The following is an 18,403-nucleotide window of genomic DNA, read 5'->3' on the forward strand; positions in this document are numbered from 1 at the left end:
CCACTCCAGCGACACACGAACCCCTCACCCAGCAGACCCGACAATCATGTCAACGCACCGAAAGACGGCTATCGAGGATTTCCCAACGGAGTCCTTTAGGGCGGAGAGGATGTCAAAGATCCGGATGTGACACCGCGCGCCGATCCTCTCACCTGTCGCCCTGCAATCGGCCGCCCGCTCCGTCAGGACAGACAAATTTGGACGGCAGCCCATCTGGCCGCGGACCTTGCCCGATCAGGCCCCGAGGAAGTCGTCGGTCACACGCTCGAACACGTCGGAGTGCGTCCAGATCAGCGCGTGGTCAGCATCGTCGATGATGACCAGCCGGGAACCAGCGATGCCGTCGTGGAGCATCCTCGCGTGGTGGATCGGTACCGCTTGATCGTCCGAAGCGGCGATGATGAGCGTCGGACGTGCGATCTCCGCCAGCCGGCGCCTGCTGTCGAAAGCCATCGTCTGCTTCCAGGCCGACACCATCAACTTGCGGTCCTGGTCCGCCATGATGGCGGCGAGCCAGTCGGCACGTTCCTTGCCGAGCTCGGGTGCCACCTGTGAGACGACCAACTTGGCCGACAGCCGCATGCCGAGGATCTGGAGCATCAGCGGCACGAGGTGACCCTCAACCTTTTCGCGACGGGTCGCCATGTTGAACGCGAAGGTGCAAGCGAGCACAAGACGGTCGCATCGACCGGGGAAGTCGAGGACCAGTTGTTGCGCGATCGCACCGCCTTGCGAGTAGCCGAGCACGGTGGCGGAGCCGATGCCCAGATGGTCGAGCATCTGCGACAGGTCAGATGCGAGCTGCGTCGCCGCGTACGGCGGCGGAAGTCCCCGGCTCCGCCCGTGGCCGCGCAGGTCGGGAACAATCACGCGATGCCGGATGGCGAAGTGCTCTATCACCGGCTCGAACATCTCGCCGGTGACCATCAACCCATGCACGAGCAGGAGGGGCGGCCCCGATCCACGCTCGGTGAAGTAAAGGGGCTCGGAAGGTGATCGTGCAGAGCTCATGGCAGTCGTACAGCCTCCCGCACATCTTTGCGATCGCCCATCACTGCCCCGGGGCCGACGTGGCCCCCGGTGACAGGGAATCTGGTCGGTCGGATTGACCTGATCAGAGTCAACCTATTGGATCCCGGCGCGGGGCGACCGTCTGCTCATCGGCAGATCCGGTCGGACGACCACACCGCGCGGCTCGCGGGAAATCCGGACGCCGGTGAGCCGTCGGTGGACTGGAGCCCCTGGGCGAAGAGACGGCGGACCCGGCGAGTGGGATGCCGGCGCCCTCGGTCAGGACGTGGGCGTACGCGAGCGGGATGGTGGTGAAGAACGCCTGTACCACGCGTCGCCGTCCCACCGAACCGGATACGCCATCCATTGACCACGGCCACACCGACACGCCGCACCAGGCTGCCTCCGAACTCGGTTTCGGCCGGGTGATCTGCGAACCAGACCCGGAGCCGTCCGAACGCGGTCGTGTCGTCATCGAGGTCGTCCAGCCGCCTGAGGGCTGTACGCCTGTCTCGGTGTGACGAACGCGTTCGCGTTGCTGCGGCTGCTTCCGATCAGCGACCGGGACAAGGGCGTAGAGGTCCTGGCGCTGCGCCACCAGATCACGGCTTCCAGCTCAAGAGCAGCGATGTACACCAGCCCGGCCACGTCTGGAGACGGCCCCGAGCCCAAGGCCGCCTTGATTCGTTCCTGTCACATCCCGCCGAGCTATTCGGTCTAATTGGTGTAACTCAGCACATCGAATACCTCGCCGGAAAGGCCGCCCCGCATGAAGACCATCGTTCTCGTCCACGGCTTCTGGGTGACCCCGCGCAGCTGGGAACACTGGATCGACCGCTACCAGCGGGCCGGCTACCACGTCATCGCGCCCGCCTACCCAGGATTCGAGGTGGAGGTCGAGGCACTCAACGCCGACCCGACGCCGATCGAGGAGGTGACAGCCCCGGCGATCATCTCGCACCTGGAGTCGGTGGTCGGCGCCCTCGACGAGCCGCCGATCATCATCGGCCACTCCGCGGGCGGTGCGTTCACGCAGGTTCTGCTGGACCACGGATTCGGCGCCGCGGGCGTGGCGCTCAACTCCGCGGCGACCGAGGGCGTGCTCGTCACGCCGCTGTCCCAGATCAAGTCGACGTTCCCGGTGCTGAAGGACCCGGCGAACCGGCACAAGGCCGTCGGCCTGACGCCCGAGCAGTGGAAGTACACGTTCGCCAACACCTTCACCGAGGAAGCGTCCCTCGATCTCTACCAGCGGTACCACATCCCGGCATCCGGGCGGATCCTCTGGAACAGCGTGCTGGCGAACTTCCAGCCCGGCCCGCAGGACATCCACGTCGACTATCACAACGACAACCGGGCGCCGCTACTGTTCGTCTCCGGCAGCGAGGACCACCTCATGCCGCCGAGTGTGCAGCGGTCCAACGCCGAGCACTACAAGTCGTCGAAGACCATCACCGAGATCAAGGAATACGAAGGCATGGCGCACCTGCTGCCCGCGCAGAGGGGGTGGGAGGAGGTCGCCGACCACGTCCTGGCCTGGGCCGTGGAGCACGCCGGCTGGCCGGCCGCGACCGGTGCCTGGCCCGCCAGGAAGTCGTAGTACCGGGCGTACGACGTGAAGCGGGGCCGGCCCGATGTGACCGGCCCCGCTCCGGGGTGTCCCCCGTTGAACCCCTCGATCAGCGCTTGTGATCGACCACCGTCAGAATGAATTCGTCGTACGACGCCGCGTGGGTCTTGTCGCCGCCGTAGACCGCCCGCACCTTGTGGGTGCCGGGGTTGGGCAGCATCTTGACGGTGCAGGAGGCGATGCCCTTCTTGACCGGGGCCTCGCAGAGCACGTCCTCACCGATCATGAACTGCACCGGGCCGGTCGCCTTGGTCGGCGTGACGGCCGCGGTCAGTTTCAAGGTCTGCTTCCAGTTGACCTGCACGTCGTTGGCCCGGACCGAGGTCGGGGTGAGTTCCACGGTCGCGGCCGGGGTGACGGTGACGACCCGGTTGGCGACCGCCTGGTTGCCGTTGGTGTCGGAAACCAGGTAGGTCAGCGGGTAGCTACCCGGGGTCGCGGTGTCGACGGTGCCGATCACCTGGATCCGGTCGGTGACGTCGCCGTCGGTGTTGTCCACCGCGGTGACCCCGGCCAGCGGATCGAAGGCCTGGCCCTGCTTGACCGAGGTCGAGGCCGCGACGGTCAGCACCGGCGCGGTGACGTCCGTGCCGGCGGCGGTGGCGATGAAGATGCCGCCGAACTGGTCGACCGAGCCCACCTGGTCACCGTCGCCGGTGCGGCTGGTGGTGGTCCAGGCGTAGAGCTCGCGCTCGGTCAGGCCACTCCAGTTCACCGTGGCAGGCCAGCCGGACTTGACCGTGTCCTGACCGATCACCGTGTCGGTCGGCGTGACCAGAACCAGACTGTCGGTGCTGAAGCTGGTCTTCCGCGACGACAGGTCGATCGGCAGCACCATGTTGTCCTCCGCGCCGTTGTAGCGCTTGCGGTCGTCGTACTCCGTGGCACCGAAGTTGTCGAGCATCGGCGAGTAGGTGTCGATGCTCATCTGGGCCCGGTCGACGTCGATCTGCAGCAGCCGCAGGAAGCTGGCGCCGAACTGCAGCAGGTCGTCCTTCTTGTGGTCGACGGTGCCGTCGCCGTCGAGGTCGAGGTTGCCCTTGGCGTCGACCTTTTCCGGCCACAGCTCGCCGGCGGTCATCTTGTAGAACTGGTAGTCCGCGAGCAGCTCGACCACGTTGTGCTCGACCGTGACGCCGACCCCGGTCTTGAGGTTGGTGCCGACGCCGTGCTCGTGACCGGCGAGGACCAGGAACACGTTCGGGTTGGCCGCGACGATGCTCGAGAACGCCCGCGATCCGTCGGTGGAGAAGTTGGCGCCTCGGCCGTCCGGCTTACCCGACGGGGCGATGTAGGCGTGCGTCAGCAGGATGCCGTTACGGTCGTGGTACCGCCGGAAAATCGAGCTGGCCCAGTCGGCCTCGGCCTGGGTGACGCCGTAGGAGAGGCCCACCGCGACGAAGTCCAGACCGCCCGCGGAGAAGAGGACGTAGTTGTTCTGGTTGTCCTTACCGCGGGTGACCACGGCGCCGGAGGCATCGGTGGTCTCGTCCCAGGCGTGGTACGACGCCTTGTACTCGGCCGGCCACAGCTTGGACCCCTCGTAGTATCGCTCCGGGCCGTAGTACCGGTTGAACCGCGAGTTCGGGCCGGTCTCGGCACCGCCCTGGTTGTCGTGGTTGCCCGCGACGACCTGGTTGACCAGTCCAGCCGCGTCCAGGGTGCGCTGCGCCTCGGCAGTGAACTGGAACTCCTTGGTCACCTGCTCGTCCAGACCGGGGCGGAGCAGGTTGCCGTTGGCATCGGTGGCCAGCGGGTCGTAGTAGTCGTTCTCCGTGATGTCACCGGTGTGCGCGGTGTAGGCGATCTTCCGCTTGGCGGCGTTGTCGGCCAGCCACTGGGTGGTGTCCCGGTAGGACTTCGCCCAGAGCGCCTGCTCCTCCATCGTCATCTTGTCGCTGGGCTCGTCGATGCCGTCGAAGTCGTCGTACGTGCCACCGACCGCGCCCTCGGCGAGGTACTGCGTGTCGGTGAAGTGGGCCAGCGAGAAGTCGTAGGTCGACGGGTCCCCGAAGTGGTCCCGGTTGGCCGGGGCGCCGGCGGTGGCGTCGCGCGGCGCCAGGTCGTCGGCGAACGGGTCCTGGCCGGTGACCAGGACGTGGACCACGCCGTTGTCGACCAGTTCCGGCCGGACGACGGCCTTCAGCGCGGTCTCACCCTCGGCCTGGCCACGGGCGGTGGCGAGCTCGGTCCACGCCTGGGTGGTGCTGTTCCAGGCGTGCAGCGAGACCGCGCGCGCGGGGTCGACCACACCGTTCCACAGGATCTGGCGACGCTCGGCCGACGCCGGTACCTGGACGTCGTACCGCTGGAAGGGGATGTCGCCCGTGGAGGGGCTGTCGATGGCATTGCCGTCGGGGCGTGGTGCGGTGCCGATCTGGCTGCCCTCGCTGTAGGAGAAGTCCAACGTCGAAGGCATCACCGGGACGACACCCTGGACGCCGCCGGTCGGGACGCTCGGGGTGGCCTGCTTGAAGGTGGTGGTGACCTCGCCGCCGTCGGGATTGTGGGCGATCGCGGAGAGGGTCACCCGGCCGCTGCCCTGACCGACGTCGGTGCCGCCGCTGGCCGGAATGGCGTCGGAGGTGAAGCTCACGGTCTTGCTGATCGGCTTGCCGAAGACGTCCGTCGCCGAGATCTGCAGGGTGTGGCTGCCGGACTTCAGGCCGGCGCCGATCTCCTGGCCGACCTGCACCGGCGCGCCGTCGAGCAGGTACCCCCAACCGGTGGCGTTGCCCTGGTTGGTGACGGTGATCTTGAGCTCGGTCGGGCTGCGGAGGTGGGCACCCTCGGCCGGGACGGTCGAGGTGACGGCAACGCCCGCGTCACGGACGTCGCCGAAAGCGGCGATGTTGAGCGCCTTGACCTCGTCGAGGCTCAGCACCTTGGAGTAGATCCGGGTGTTGAGCACCGAGGCCGGAGCCCAGAACTGGTTGACCGCGTCGGCGCCGATGTAGAAGGCGTTGCGGGCGGCGCCACCGGGCAGCCCGAGCGCGCCGGCGGCCGGTGCCTCGGCCGCGAGGACGCCGTCGACGTACAGCCGGATCGTCTGCCCGTCCCAGGTGCCGACCGCGTGGTACCAACGGCCGGAAACGATCTGGGTCTGCGCCGACTTGTAGCCGCCACCGACGTGCGCGGTGAAGGTCAGCTTGTCGCCGTAGATCACGATCGAGTAGCCGCCGCCCTCCTTCTCCGAGCAGACGGAGTGCTCACCGCTGTTGGGCAGGGTGCCGTTGGACTTCAGGGTGCACTCGATGGAGACCTTGGTGCTGATCTTGCTCCACTGGTCGCCGAAGGCGTAGGAGTAGGCGTCGTCGGAGCCGTCGAAGGAGGCGACCCGCGCCTTCACCGCGGTGTCCTGCGCGATCGCCGGGTCGCCGTGGATGGTGACGGCGAGGTTCTGCGCGTCGTCCTTCGGGGTGCCGTCGTCGAAGTCGACGTCGAGGACGTCGGCCGCCGGGACGGGCGGCTTGGTGTTGTAGGCCGACGCCAGCTCGGCAACCTGAGCGCTGGTCAGTCCCGTGCTCCAGACCTTGCTCGCGGCGAACGAGGTGGGCGGGGCAAACTGGCCGACGCCGGTCGGGGCGGCGTCGGCGCCGATCACGAAGCGGCGCGCGGCGGACGCCGGCGGGGTGAGCGTACCGGTGGCCGCGGTCGAGCCGGCCAGCTGCCCGTTGAGGTAGAGGCTCAGGGTCCGGCCGTCCCAGACCGAGACGGCGTGGAACCAGCGGTTACCGCTGATCGGAGCCAGCAGCGACTTGTAGCCGCCGCCGATGTGGGCCATCGTGCCGAGGTTGCCGCCGTTGACGTAGATCGAGAAGCCGCCGGCCTCCTTGTCGGAGCAGAGGTCCTTCTCGGGGCTCACCGGCATGGTGGCGTCGACCCGGAAGACGCACTCGATGGCGAAGCCGGTGGAGAACTTGCTCCACTGGTTGGTGAAGTCGAAGGAGACCGCGTCGTCGACGCCGTCCACCTTGAGCAGGTCGTGGCCGAACTCCGCGTCGGTGGCGTAGCTCGGAGCGCCCCAGGTGGTGGGGGCGAGGCCCTGGGCCCGGTCGGTGGTGGTGCCGCCGGTGAAGGCGACGTCGAGCACGTCGGCCGCCGGGACTGTGGCAGCCTGGCTGGTGCCGAGCAGGGTCGGAGCGGCCTGGGCGGGCGACATCAGCGCGCCGCCGGCCACCGCGAGCCCGAGGGCGGCCGCGCTCAGGCGGCGCCACCTCCGGGCGTGCGGATGGAGTCGTGTGGTCACGACATCTCCTTTTCGGGGGTCATCTGTTGCTGTTGTGGGCAGGCTGGCCGGGAGGCCGAGGGAGCAGGTCAGGTGCCGGGTAGGCCGGCTACGGCGGCGGCGGAGATGCCGACGCCGATGAGGGTGATCCCGCAGGCGGCCAGCACCGGGGCTACCCGGGTGGCCAGCTGCAGGAGGACGTGGGACTTGGCGGCGCGCGTCACGAGGGAGCGGCCGGTGAAAGCCATGAGGCCGACGGTGAAGAGCACCGCGGCGAGCCCGAGGCCGAAACAGACCACGAGGACGAGGGCGAACCCGGCCCGCCCGGCGAAGATGCCGGTCACCAGCACGAGGAAGGCCGCCGGCGAGGGCGTCAGGCCGCCGGACATGCCGAGGAGGAGGAGACCCGGGCGGGATGTGCTGGTGTGGCCATGTCCGTGGTCGTGGCCGTGGTCGTGGTCGTGCGCGTGACTGTGCGCGTGGCCGTGTCGACGCAGGTGGCGTCGCAGCAGCCAGAGCCCCACGGCGACGACGGTCAGCCCAGCCGCCAGTTGCAGTCCGGTGGTCAGTCGCTCGAGGCTGACCAGGTCCGAGAGGGAGAAGAAGGTCCAGGCGACCGCGATGGCCAGCACCGAGACCGTGTGCATCACGGCCACCGAGAAGCCCAGCCAGGCAGCGTCGCGGACCCGGCCCCGGGAGCCGATCAGGTACGCCGCCGCGAGACTCTTGCCGTGGCCGGGAGCGAGCCCGTGCGCAGCCCCAGCCACGAAGGCGATCACCAGTGCCACCGGCACGAAACCCGGCGACTGCACCGTCTCGATCAGCCGGTCGCCGAAGGCAGCAGCTCCGAAGAGATCGACCTCGAGAAGGGCCATGGGGCCGGAGCCGAGGGGTGCCGCTGCGGTGCCGACGCTGGTGGTGGCGTTCACGGTTCAGGCCTTTCGTCCGCGCCGGCGGTACCAGAAAGTCCCGGCCGCTCCGGCGGCCAGCAGGACGCCCCCGACGACCGACAGTTGCAGGGCACTCCCGCTCGCAGACACCGCGGCGGCGGTCCGGGTGGACGCGGGGCGGGAACCGGTGCCCGGGCCGGCGCTGATGGTCCAGTCCGCCGACTCGTGCGTGGCGTCGTACACCGCCTTCTGCCCATCAGGGCCCCTGGCGAGCGTCCGGTAGGCCTCGTGCAGGTCGGTGAGCATCCGCGACGTCACGGTCACCGTGCTCACCGGTTCGGGGCAGGTGAACAGCACAGCGGCGCCGCCCGAGGCAAGGTCGCCGGCCACGCTGGCCTCGCCCTCGCAGGGCCGCCCGTCCTGGGTCACGCTGATCCGCTCGGTCAGGTACCCGGCGAACTCGGGAGCCCCAGCCAACGCCTCAGCGTCGGAGGCCTTGTAGATCACCGCACCGTCCAGCATCACCCGGTCCTCGGGGAGCACGCCGAGGGCGATGCCGAGCAGGGTCAGGTCATCGGTACCGCCGACAAGCCAGCGGACCCGCACATCGTGATCGCCCTCGCCTGCGACCACGATCTGCTGTGGGGCACCGAACGGATGCGCCGAGGCCGAATCCGGAACCAGCACCCCCATCAGCACCAGTACGAGTACGCCGCAGAAGCAACGCCAGGCGTGGCGTAGGGCACGGCTCAGGGCAGACACAACAGACTCTCACTCGCTTGGAGATCAACCGGAAGCGCAATGACTGTTGTGGCCGCACATGACCAACGAGGTCACGGGAACTGAGCGAACCCTTACGGAGAGATTGCCGGACTACGAAACTATGAGCCCCTTGTCATCGTGGGTAGCGGACGCCTTCGGCGGCTTGGAGGTCATAGGTGCGCCCGGCCACGGAGGCGCCGGTGGGGCGGTCGACGAGGATGGCCTGCACGACCCGGGTGGCGCGGCGGGCAGCAGCGCGGCTTGCTCAGGACCTTCCACCCCTGCTGGGCGGCCTCCCGATCGGTCAGGGCGGGTAGCGGTATTTCACTGGGCGCCACCGGCGGCATATGCAGATCACGTCACGAGCGGCCGGCTACACCGGATCGCCGCGCCTGGCCGGTCTGAAGGTCTGGACGTCCGTCGACGGGGGCGGATCGTGGCAGGCCGCACAGGACGTCGACCTCGAAGGCGACGGGCGGCACGAGGTGACCGTCCGCCACCCCGAGCTGGCGGACACCGACGGGTACGTCGCCCTGAAGCTCGAACCATGGGATGCGGCCGGCAACCGCACCACGCAGGAGATCATGAAGGCGTACGCCTTGCGCTTGGGACGTCAGCGTCGACTCGACCGTCGCGCGGGCGCATCAGCACGCCGCCGGTGTCCGTACCCAACCCGAAGGCAGAAGGAATTACCCGGAGGGTTCGACGGGCATGATCTACTGCGCCGCCTGCGACCGACGCATGAAGGGCCAGTACAACCAGGGCACCGCCTACCACCGCTGCCGGTTCCCCCAGGAGTACGCCCTCGCCAACCAGGTCGAACATCCCAGAAACGTGTACCTGCGCGAGGACGCCCTCACCCGCCTGACTCTGGCTGGGCCCGCGCGACTGCTCCAGGCGTCCGACGGCAAACGGCCCTCGGATCTGATTCGCGGCGCCGTCCTCAGACGCCGGACGGATACGTCTCGGGCTCGGCCAGGCTGGTGGGCGGCACGCGTAGCGGTCGGACCGCCCGGGTCTCGTCGATCCAGCAGAAGGCGTCGTAGCGGTCGCCGAGCACCGTCGGTACGTAGTTGCCGATGCTCTCCCGCTCGGGGTGGTAGACGACTCCGATCGCCCGGTGGTCGAGCTCGTCGGTGAGCACGTCGGGGTTGCCGTCGCCAGGGAAGACGAACAGGGCCTGCGCGGGGGCGGCGTTGTGCAGGGCCTCCTCCAGGGAGTGCCGGCGGCCGGGTGGCACCGGCATCACCTCCATCGGCGCGCCCCAGGCGTCACCGGCCACCACCGTTCCGTGGTGGGTGCCGAAGCCGACCAGGACGACCTGGTCCGGACCGTACCGCTCCCGGGCGAGCTGGCCGATGTTGACCTCCCCGGCGTCGGCCATGTCGGTGGCGCGGGCATCCCCGACGTGGGTGTTGTGTGCCCAGACGACCGCCTTCGATCCCGGCCCGTAGTGCCGCAGCAGCCGGTCGAGGGTGTCGTCCATGTGCCGGTCGCGGACGTTCCACGACTGCCGGCCACCGCGCGCCATCGTCCGGTAGTAGCGCTCGGCCCCGGCGACGATCTCGGCGTTCTGCCAGGTCCCGAAGCGGCCCGGGCCGTCGGTCATGGCTCGCTCGCGCAGTCCGACGAGCAGGTCCACCACCTCGTTCTCGCAGTTGTTCGGCACGAATCGGGTTGCCAGCGCGTACTGCTGGGGGTCCTCGTCGTACGGCTGGAAGCAGTGGTACGCGGCCAGCGCCGCCGGCACCTGCTCCGGGTCGTGCTCCTGCAGCCAGGTGATGATCTCTCGCAGCGACTCCCACAGTGAGTACACGTCCAGGCCGTGGAACCCGGCGCGGTTGGGCTCTTCCACCCCCGCATTGCGGGTACGCAGCCAGCGGGTGAAGTCGATGATCTCCTCGTTGGCCCACATCCAGGTCGGCCAGCGCTCGAAGGTGGCGAGCGCGTCCCGCGGGTCGCTGGACGCTGCGGCCTGGCAACGGACGCTGCGGTCCACCCGGTCGCAGTCGGGCCAGTCGCCCTCCACGGCGACGAATGAGAAGCCCTTCTCCCCGATCAGCCGCCGGGTGATCGCCGCGCGCCAGGTGTAGAACTCGTGCGTGCCGTGGCTCGCCTCGCCGAGCATCACCACCCGGGCGTCCCCGATCCGGTCCAGCAGCACGTCCAGGTCGCCCGGGTCCGCCAGCGGAGCTGCCAGCCCGACCACCTCGTCGTCGTAGCGTCCCATGCTCACCCCCGCCGCGTCAGGTCCCAGCCTGCGGTCACAGCCCCTGCCGTACCCGGCCAGGCGTCGGCCATGCGAGCATCCGGACCCGCGTCCCTCGACGTCCGGATGCACGTCCGGTGCGCGGCACCTTTCGAGTGTCCTGTCGGGTATGCGGTCGACGAGACCGAGGAGCGGCAGATGACGGTCAGCCGTACCGCTTCGGCCAGGGCTTCCGCTCGGTGACGTTTTTTCGGCGGATCCGACTGGTTCACCGTGCCGGACGCTTACCAGGCCGAAACCAACTGCCTGGCATGCCGCCGACCGGCTGTCGTCGGCGACGCGGCGTGATCAGCCCCGACTCGTATGCCCACACGACCAGCTGGGCACGGTCGCGGCAGTGCAGCTTCGTCATCGCCCGGTTGACGTGTGTCTTGGCGGTCAACGGACTGATCACCATGCGCTCGGCGATCTCGTCGTTGGTCAGTCCCCGGGCGACGAGCTCGACGATCTCCTGTTCGCGGGCGGTCAGCACGTCGCGTCCGGCCGCCGGGTCAGCCGGCGGCGGGCCGGCGACGAACTCGCTGATGAGGGTACGCGTGACCGCCGGGGCCAGCAGCGCATCGCCGCGAGCCACGACGTCGACGGCCTGCAGCAGGTCGGCGGGGTCGGCGTCCTTGAGGAGGAAGCCGCTGGCGCCCGCGCGGAGTGCGGCGAAGACGTAGGAGTCGAGCCCGTAGTTGGTGAGGATGAGGACGCGGACCGCGGCGAGGTCGGGGGCAACGGCAATGCGCCGGGTGGCTTCGATGCCGTCGAGTCCCGGCATCTGCACGTCCATCAGCACGACGTCCGGCCGCAGGCGCCGCGACAGCTCGACGGCCGAAGCGCCGTCGGCGGCCTCGCCGACGACCTCCAGGTGGTCCTCGGCGTCGAGCAACGCCCGGAATCCGGCCCGCATCAGCGCCTGGTCGTCGGCGAGCAGGACCCGGATCATGCCGACTCCTCCCTCCGGCCGGAGCCGCCACGATCCGTGACGGACTGAGCTGATTGGACCTCGCACGAGCGCTCGGTCACGCCGACTCCTCCCTCCGGCCGGAGCCGCCACGATCCGTGACGGACTGAGCTGATTGGACCTCGCGCAAGCGCTCGGTCATGCTGGACCGCCCAGCGGGAACGTGGCCCGTACCGCGAACCCGCCGCTGTCGCGGGCGGCGGCCTGCAGCGTCCCGCCCAGCCCGGTGACCCGTTCCCGCATGCCGCGTAGGCCCACCCCCGGTGTCACCGGCCGGACCGGCGACGCCTGGCCGTCGTCGTCCACCGAGACCGTGAGCTGCGCCGGGGCGTACTCGATGTGGATCCGGGCGGTGGCGGGGCCGGCGTGGCGGGCCACGTTGGTCAGCGCCTCCTGGACCACGCGATACCCGGCCTGGTCGACCTCGGCGGGCAGGTCCCGCGGCTGACCGGTGACGGTCACCTGTACCGGTACGCCGGCCGCCCGGGTCCGCTCGGCGAGCTCGTCCACCCGGGCCAGTCCGACGCGGTCCGCGTCCGAGGGCGAGCGCAGGACGTCCAGCGTCGCCCGCAGTTCCCGCATCGCGGCGCCGCTGGCCTCCTGGATCGCCAGCAGCGCGGCTGACGGCTCCTCGTTGCGCTTGCGGGCCAGGTGCACGGCGATCCCGGCCTGCACCTTGATCACGGAGATGCTGTGGGTCAGTGAGTCGTGCAGGTCCCGGGCGATGCGCAGGCGCTCCTCTCCAGCGCGGCGCAACGCCATCTCCTCGCGGGTGCGTTCGGCCTCGATCGCCCGCTGCTCGACCTGTTCCAGGTAGGCCCGGCGCTGCCGCGCGACGAGCCCGGCGACGTTGGCCGCGAAGAACCAGCCCAGCAGTAGGGCGGTCCGCTCGGCGATCTGCTGGCTGGGCCGGTCGGCGGGCGCGGCCGAGACGTCGCGGGCCAGGAAGCCGCCGAGGAAGACGAGGCTGGCCAGAGCGGCGGCCGCTCGGTGCCCTCGCCAGGCGGCCAGGTAGACCGTGCCGAGGACGGGGAACGCGGCGTACACCCCGGCGTGCACCCGGATGTGCAGGGCCAGCATGGCGGCGGTCACCACGCTCAACGCCACCACCGGGTAGCGCCGGCACACGGCCAGGGTCGCCGCCATGACCAGGACCAGGGCGACGTCGATCGCCCGCACCGGTGCGGCGTCCGGCGCGAGCGCGGCGTTGCCGAGCAGGAGGCCGCCGAGGGCGAGGCCGCTGAGGGCGTACGGCAGATCGCGGCGCATGATCGAACTGTAGAGCGGCCGTCATCAGGGAGCATCCCCCGTCCGCGGTAGATGAGGCGTACTGCGGACGCGGTATCGGCGGCCGGGCAAGTGCCTGCGGCGGCACGACGTTTTCCCGGCCCGCCGCGGCGAGCATCGAACCCATGACATACCGCTTCTTCACCCCGGTTCCCGCGAAGGCCGCGACCGGTCTCACCGCGGAGGTCTACCGGCAGCTGCGGGACGAGTTCCTCGGGCCGGTGCCCACCTTCCAGGCGCTCTCGGCCGTGCCGGAGGTGCAGGCCGCGGCGTGGGCGCTGATGCGCGAGGCCCTGCTCGCCGGGGACGCTTCCCGGGTCGACCGCGAACTCGTCGCGTCGGCGGTGTCCCGGGCCAACCGCTGCCGGTTCTGCGTCGATGCCCACGTGATGCTGCTGCACGCCCTCGGCGAGCACGAGCTGGCCGAGGTCATCGCCCGGGGCGGCACGCCACCGGAGCCGAGGCACGCCGAGCTCGTCGGCTGGGCCGAGGCCAGCCGGAGTCCCCGGGCCGCCGCCTGGACCAGCCCGTACCGCCCCGAGGTCACCGGCACCCTGCTCGCGTTCCAGTTCATCAACCGGATCGTCTCGGCGCTGCTCGACCCGGATCTGCTCCCCGGCGGCCTGCAGCGCTCCCCGCTGGTGCGGTCGGTCGGGGGTCGGCTCTACGCCAGGGTGGCCCGGGAGCCGAAGGAGCCCGGTCGCAGCCTGCCGCTACTCGACGCTGGCGCGACGGCGCCACCGGTCTGGGCCGGGGACAGCCCGGTCGGCGTCGCGTACGCGTCGCTGAAGGACGCCGCCACGCGAGGCGGGGACCTCCTGGGCGACGTGGCTCGCCGGACCGTCACGGCCACCGTGCGGTGGGAGGACGGACGGTACCCGGCCCGGCCCGCGGACTGGGCCGTCGATCTGGTCCGGGACGTGCCCGGCGTGGACCGCGTCGGCACGCGGATAGCGCTGCTGGCGGCGTTCGCGCCCAGCGCGATCAGCCCGGGCGACGTCGGCCTCTGGCGGCTCTCCCATCCGGACGACGCCGACCTCGTGCGGCTGGTCGCGTACGGCGCGATCACGGCCACCGATCACGTCGCCCAGGCACTGTCCCCGGCTCACCACTAGGAGCTCACCATGCGCAAGGCATTCGTCATCGTCAGCGCTCTGGCGCTCGCCGCGTTCGCCCTGCAGTTCATCTTCGCCGCCGTGGGCGCGTTCACGAAACCCGCGGGCGACGACGCATATGCGCTGCACAGCGTCAACGGGATGGCGGTCATCCCCGTGCTCACCCTGGTCACCATCCTGTTCGCCGTGCTGGCGAAGGCGCCGGGCCGGATCGTCGGACTGGCGGCCCTGCCGCTCGGCCTGGTCGTCGTGCAGGCGCTCATCGCCGGGCTCGCGAACGGGTCCACCGACGCCGCGGGCGCCAGCACCCCGTTCGGCCTGACCATCGCCGGGCTGCACGCGCTCAACGGCATCATCGTGGTGCACGTGGTGGTCAGCGTCCACCAGGCAGCGCGGAGGCTGGCCAACCTGCCGGCGGCCGACGCCGCCCCGGTGGCCGTCCGGGAAGGGGAGCCGGCATGACCACCGGCTCGCTGCTCGCGGCCGACCTGGTGATCGCGGTCCTCGCGGCCGCCGGGTGGCTGGGCGGCGGCGCCGCGTCGGCCGCCCGGCACCGGCCGCTCGCACTGGGACTGGCCGCCTTCGCGCTGCTCGCCACGCTCGCCCGGGCGATCACGATCACCGCGCTCGCCCGCGCCGGCTGGTGGTTCGCGGCGGAGAAGGTCCTCGTCGCCGCCCCACTGTCACTCGCGGCGGTGGTCGTCGCCGGGCCGCGGCTGCTGCGGGCCCCGGGCGACATCCGCTCCGTCGCGGTCCCGCTTCTCTTCGCCGGATACGCCGGAAGCGGCGGCCTGCTCGTGACGGTCCTGCACGGCTATCCGGCGTCGGCGGGAGTCGGACTGCTGGCGGTCGCCGGGGTCGTCGCGGCGACCGCGGTCACGTGGCGCGCTCTCGGCGCACGCCCGTCGCGGACGGTGTCGAGGGTGGCCCTCGCGGTGGCGGTCGCGGCGCTGGTGACCGGGACCGGGCTGGCCGTCACTCCGGACGCCGCTCCCGGCGTACCACATGATCACCGATATCGGGATGCGCCGACCGCTGGCGAACTGACCAGGCGGTTCACACTGACGGCCGGGACCGCCACGGTGAGCGTGAGCGGCAGGGACGTCGAGGCGTGGGCGTTCAACGGGCAGGTTCCCGGGCCGGAGTTGACCGCCACCGTCGGCGACGTCCTCGAGGTGACGCTGCGCAACCGGGACATCGGGCGGGGGGTCACGCTGCACTGGCACGGGTACGACGTGCCGAACAGCCAGGACGGGGTGCCCGGCGTGACGCAGGCGACGGTGCTGCCTGGACAGGAGTTCGTCTACCGGTTCCGCGCCGACCAGGTCGGGACGTACTGGTACCACACGCACGCGGTATCCGACATCGGCGTACGGAAGGGGCTCTATGGTGTCCTGGTGGTGCGCCCGGCGCCGGTGACCGGCGTCGACGTCGCCGTGCCGGTGCACACCCTTTCCGGCCTTCCGCTGCCCGCACCGAGAACGGAGCCGGTCGAGGCGGGGGTGCCCGTGCGGCTGCGGCTGATCAACACCGACAGCACGACCCACCGGTACGCCTTGGCCGGGACCCCGTTCCGGGTCGCCGCGATCGACGGATCCGACCTGCGGGGCCCGACGCCGCTCGTGGACACCGCGGTGATGATCCCGGCCGGGGGACGCTACGACCTGGTGTTCACCGCGCCCGCCACGCCGGTGGCGCTGTTCGTCGACGGACGCGAGGTCTACTCGACCGGACCGGTGTCGGCGGCGACCGGCGCATGGCCGGTGCTGGATCCGCTCAGCTACGGCGTCGCCTCTCCGGTGCCGTGGTCCCGGTTCGACAAGGAGTTCACCCTCGTCCTCGACCGCGGCCTCGACCTGCGCGGACTGCTTCCGCGGTACGCCCACACCGTCAACGGCGCGGCCGAGCCCGACATCCCGCCTCAGGTCGTACGCCTCGACGACATCGTCAGGTTCACGATCGTGAACCGGTCCCAGGTCGTGCACCCGTGGCACCTGCACGGGCATCACGTCCTGGTGTTGACCCGCAACGGAAAACCGGCGACCGGGAGTCCCTTGTGGCTGGACTCCTTCGACGTGCGCCCCGGCGACGTCTGGGAGGTGGCGTTCCGGGCCGACAACCCCGGGATGTGGGCCAACCACTGCCACAACCTGGCGCACGCCGACGCCGGGATGACGCTGCACCTGATGTACTCGTGACATTGGCTGTGAACCCACGGTGACCGCGGCAGGTGACTCGACGGCGCGGTAGGACGCTCCTCGTCCCTGCTGACAGCCCGGGCGGTCCCGCCACCGGCTGAGCCGGGCCCTGGACGTCACGTCGCCCGGCTGGCTGACCCGGTCGAGGCCGCGGGCCCGCTCATGCGGCGCCAGGGCGGGCGCCCACCAACCAACCGTCGCCGAGGACGACGGAAAAGACGGCGCTTCCGGTCCGGCTGGCGGTTCCTGTGTCCATCCGCCAACGATGCCGCCCCGGGTACCGATGTCCATGCGGGCAAGACACGCGCTTTCCGCCCGATCACCACACCGAGGTGCGGGTTGAAGCAAGTGCGTGCCGTCACCGTTGAATCGCGGCCGTCCCGGTCGGGGCGGCCCGCACCGGCGCCAGCACGGCCGAAAGATCCGGAGTTCATCGTTGTTGGGGTGTGGAGACGAGCCCTTGTTCGTATGCGGAGATGACGAGCTGTGCGCGGTCGCGGGCGTGCAGCTTGGACAGGAGGCTGCCGATGTGGGTCTTCACGGTTCCCATCGAGATGCTGAGGGCCTGAGCGATCTCCTGGTTGGACAAACCACGGCCGACGAGCGTGAGCACTTCGGTCTCTCGATCGGTGAGTACGCTCTGAGTCCGCGCTGCTCTCGGCGCGGACTGGGCGAGGTAGTGCTCCACGAGACGGGTGAGGATGCTCGGGGCGAACAGCGACTCGCCACTATGGGTGCGCCGTATCGCGTCGATGAGCTGGCCAGGTTCGGCGTCTTTGAGGAGGAAGCCACTGGCTCCGGCTCGGAGTGCGGCGTGAACGTACTCATCCAGCTCGAACATGCTGAGCACGAGGATGCGGATACTGGTCAAGGCAGGGTCGGCGGTGATGCGGCGGGTGGCGTCGATGCCGTCACCGCCGGGCATACGGATGTCCATGAGCACGACGTCAGGGCGCAGTTGCCTGGCACGGGCGACGGCCGCCTCGCCGTTGTCCGCCTCGTCGGCGACAACGAGGTCGGGTGCGCTGTCGATGATGAGCCGGAGGCTGTGGCGGATGAGGGGTTGATCGTCGACGACGAGCACTTGGATGGGCATGGTCATCGGCGTCCCGCTCGGTCAGTGGTCTCGGGCAGGCGTGCGGTGACTCGGTACCCGTGGCCGGCGCGTTCGGCATGCAAGCTACCGCCCAACGCGCCGACGCGCTCGCGTAGACCTGCCAGGCCCGCCCCGGCGCCGGGGTGGGGCACCCAGCCGGGGATGGGCCCGTCGTCGGCGACCGTGGCGATGATCGCGTCATCGTCGCGATGAACGGCGATGTGGGCGCCCGTGGGCCCGGCGTGCCGGGCGGTGTTGGCGAGGGCCTCGCGCACGATCGCGCACACGGTGAGCTGCACGCCTGCGGACATCTCGCCGATGTCGCCGATGTCGAGGGTCACGGTAACTCCGCTGGTGAGGGCGGCGTGCACGATGCGGGGAAGGTCGTCCAGGGTCTCGGCGGGTCGCAGGGGCGCGTCGTCGCCGGGGGTGCGCAGCACCATGAGCAGCCGGCGCAACTCGGTGGTGGCCTGGCGGCCGGCGCGTTCGATGTCGGTCAGCGCGGCTATGCGTTCCGCGTCACCGGCCGGCCCGGTGAGGGTGCGTGCGGCGGCGGCGCGGACGGTGATGAGTCCGAGCCCGTGGGAGGCGAGGTCATGCAGGTCGCGGGCGATGCGCAGCCGCTCGGCGTGCGCGGCCCGTTCGGCTGCCCAGGCGGTCAGTTCGTCCTCGTAGATGCGCCGCTGCCGGCGGGTGCGCAGCAGCGCCCACGCCAGCACCGAAACAGCGCAGCCGGCGGCGGCGAGCAGGACGGCAAGGGTTCCGGCCGGCCGGCTCATGCCGATGGTCGACAGCGCGAGGACAAGGGTCGCGAGCAGGAGGGCGGCGATCAGCCACACGCGTGAGCGCAGCACGGGCCGATCGGTGGATTCCACTTGTCCAAGTCTAGGTTTCTGGCCGTCCGCGCACATCAGACCCGGGTCTGACAGACCACCGTCAGAGGATCCCGGCGAAGTCCCGACTCGGGG

The 18,403-nt window shown here is 70.4% G+C and carries 14 protein-coding genes; 5 read left to right on the forward strand and 9 right to left on the reverse strand.

Translation table 11 applies throughout. The features are described from left to right. Nucleotides 1-234: 234 nt before the first annotated feature. Nucleotides 235-1,011, reverse strand: coding sequence for an alpha/beta fold hydrolase (locus ACZ6O2_RS24405; RefSeq protein WP_466024411.1), 777 nt, complete (start codon nucleotides 1,009-1,011; stop codon nucleotides 235-237). Between the two features lie 305 nt (nucleotides 1,012-1,316). On the opposite strand from ACZ6O2_RS24405, the gene ACZ6O2_RS24410 reads away from it, so the two are divergent. Then, a complete protein-coding gene (locus ACZ6O2_RS24410) occupies nucleotides 1,317-1,532 on the forward strand; it encodes a hypothetical protein (protein ID WP_466024412.1) in 216 nt (71 codons plus the stop codon). A 248-nt stretch (nucleotides 1,533-1,780) separates the two neighbouring features. Then, the gene (locus ACZ6O2_RS24415) at nucleotides 1,781-2,611 is read left to right on the forward strand and encodes an alpha/beta hydrolase (protein ID WP_466024413.1); all 831 of its coding nucleotides are present in this window, start codon (nucleotides 1,781-1,783) and stop codon (nucleotides 2,609-2,611) included. 79 nt (nucleotides 2,612-2,690) lie between these two features. Here the strand turns inward: ACZ6O2_RS24415 and ACZ6O2_RS24420 are convergent, their stop codons facing one another. The 6 genes from ACZ6O2_RS24420 to ACZ6O2_RS24445 all read right to left on the reverse strand — a co-directional run bounded on the left by ACZ6O2_RS24420 (nucleotide 2,691) and on the right by ACZ6O2_RS24445 (nucleotide 13,008). Next, nucleotides 2,691-6,890, reverse strand: a complete 4,200-nt coding sequence (locus ACZ6O2_RS24420) for a LamG-like jellyroll fold domain-containing protein (RefSeq protein ID WP_466024414.1) — start codon at nucleotides 6,888-6,890, stop codon at nucleotides 2,691-2,693. A 68-nt stretch (nucleotides 6,891-6,958) separates the two neighbouring features. Further along, nucleotides 6,959-7,798, reverse strand: coding sequence for a cobalt transporter (locus tag ACZ6O2_RS24425; RefSeq protein ID WP_466024415.1), 840 nt, complete (start codon nucleotides 7,796-7,798; stop codon nucleotides 6,959-6,961). A 3-nt stretch (nucleotides 7,799-7,801) separates the two neighbouring features. After that, nucleotides 7,802-8,521 (reverse strand): hypothetical protein, encoded by a 720-nt coding sequence (locus ACZ6O2_RS24430; protein ID WP_466024416.1) that lies wholly within the window; start codon nucleotides 8,519-8,521, stop codon nucleotides 7,802-7,804. Nucleotides 8,522-9,464: 943 nt separating this feature from the next. After that, nucleotides 9,465-10,751, reverse strand: a complete 1,287-nt coding sequence (locus ACZ6O2_RS24435) for an erythromycin esterase family protein (RefSeq protein ID WP_466024417.1) — start codon at nucleotides 10,749-10,751, stop codon at nucleotides 9,465-9,467. A 247-nt stretch (nucleotides 10,752-10,998) separates the two neighbouring features. Next, nucleotides 10,999-11,721, reverse strand: coding sequence for a response regulator (locus tag ACZ6O2_RS24440; RefSeq protein ID WP_466024418.1), 723 nt, complete (start codon nucleotides 11,719-11,721; stop codon nucleotides 10,999-11,001). 156 nt (nucleotides 11,722-11,877) lie between these two features. Continuing rightward, a complete protein-coding gene (locus tag ACZ6O2_RS24445; protein WP_350709739.1) occupies nucleotides 11,878-13,008 on the reverse strand; it encodes a sensor histidine kinase in 1,131 nt (376 codons plus the stop codon). A 143-nt stretch (nucleotides 13,009-13,151) separates the two neighbouring features. On the opposite strand from ACZ6O2_RS24445, the gene ACZ6O2_RS24450 reads away from it, so the two are divergent. The 3 genes from ACZ6O2_RS24450 to ACZ6O2_RS24460 are packed head-to-tail and all read left to right on the forward strand — an operon-like array spanning nucleotide 13,152 to nucleotide 16,339. Then, nucleotides 13,152-14,141, forward strand: a complete 990-nt coding sequence (locus ACZ6O2_RS24450; RefSeq protein WP_466024419.1) for a carboxymuconolactone decarboxylase family protein — start codon at nucleotides 13,152-13,154, stop codon at nucleotides 14,139-14,141. A 9-nt stretch (nucleotides 14,142-14,150) separates the two neighbouring features. Then, nucleotides 14,151-14,603, forward strand: a complete 453-nt coding sequence (locus tag ACZ6O2_RS24455) for a DUF6220 domain-containing protein (protein ID WP_466024420.1) — start codon at nucleotides 14,151-14,153, stop codon at nucleotides 14,601-14,603. Next, nucleotides 14,600-16,339, forward strand: coding sequence for a multicopper oxidase family protein (locus tag ACZ6O2_RS24460; RefSeq protein ID WP_466024421.1), 1,740 nt, complete (start codon nucleotides 14,600-14,602; stop codon nucleotides 16,337-16,339). Before ACZ6O2_RS24455 ends, ACZ6O2_RS24460 begins: the two co-directional genes overlap by 4 nt. A 430-nt stretch (nucleotides 16,340-16,769) precedes the next feature. Here ACZ6O2_RS24460 and ACZ6O2_RS24465 read toward each other — a convergent pair whose 3' ends face one another. Further along, complete coding sequence (locus tag ACZ6O2_RS24465) at nucleotides 16,770-17,435, reverse strand: response regulator (RefSeq protein ID WP_466024465.1); 666 nt, start codon at nucleotides 17,433-17,435, stop codon at nucleotides 16,770-16,772. A gap of 2 nt (nucleotides 17,436-17,437) precedes the next feature. Next, a complete protein-coding gene (locus ACZ6O2_RS24470; protein ID WP_466024422.1) occupies nucleotides 17,438-18,310 on the reverse strand; it encodes a sensor histidine kinase in 873 nt (290 codons plus the stop codon). Between the last annotated feature and the right edge of the window lie 93 nt (nucleotides 18,311-18,403).

The organism is Micromonospora sp. NPDC048040 (assembly GCF_055587185.1).

What these genes read in the sequence shown, in the direction of transcription:
- ACZ6O2_RS24415 (WP_466024413.1), top strand. Translation starts at nt 1,781, where the DNA reads ATGAAGACCATCGTTCTCGTCCACGGCTTCTGGGTGACCCCGCGCAGC.
- ACZ6O2_RS24435 (WP_466024417.1), bottom strand. Translation starts at nt 10,751, where the DNA reads ATGGGACGCTACGACGACGAGGTGGTCGGGCTGGCAGCTCCGCTGGCG.
- ACZ6O2_RS24460 (WP_466024421.1), top strand. Translation starts at nt 14,600, where the DNA reads ATGACCACCGGCTCGCTGCTCGCGGCCGACCTGGTGATCGCGGTCCTC.
- ACZ6O2_RS24445 (WP_350709739.1), bottom strand. Translation starts at nt 13,008, where the DNA reads ATGCGCCGCGATCTGCCGTACGCCCTCAGCGGCCTCGCCCTCGGCGGC.
- ACZ6O2_RS24440 (WP_466024418.1), bottom strand. Translation starts at nt 11,721, where the DNA reads ATGATCCGGGTCCTGCTCGCCGACGACCAGGCGCTGATGCGGGCCGGA.
- ACZ6O2_RS24450 (WP_466024419.1), top strand. Translation starts at nt 13,152, where the DNA reads ATGACATACCGCTTCTTCACCCCGGTTCCCGCGAAGGCCGCGACCGGT.
- ACZ6O2_RS24455 (WP_466024420.1), top strand. Translation starts at nt 14,151, where the DNA reads ATGCGCAAGGCATTCGTCATCGTCAGCGCTCTGGCGCTCGCCGCGTTC.
- ACZ6O2_RS24405 (WP_466024411.1), bottom strand. Translation starts at nt 1,011, where the DNA reads ATGAGCTCTGCACGATCACCTTCCGAGCCCCTTTACTTCACCGAGCGT.
- ACZ6O2_RS24465 (WP_466024465.1), bottom strand. Translation starts at nt 17,435, where the DNA reads ATGCCCATCCAAGTGCTCGTCGTCGACGATCAACCCCTCATCCGCCAC.
- ACZ6O2_RS24410 (WP_466024412.1), top strand. Translation starts at nt 1,317, where the DNA reads ATGGTGGTGAAGAACGCCTGTACCACGCGTCGCCGTCCCACCGAACCG.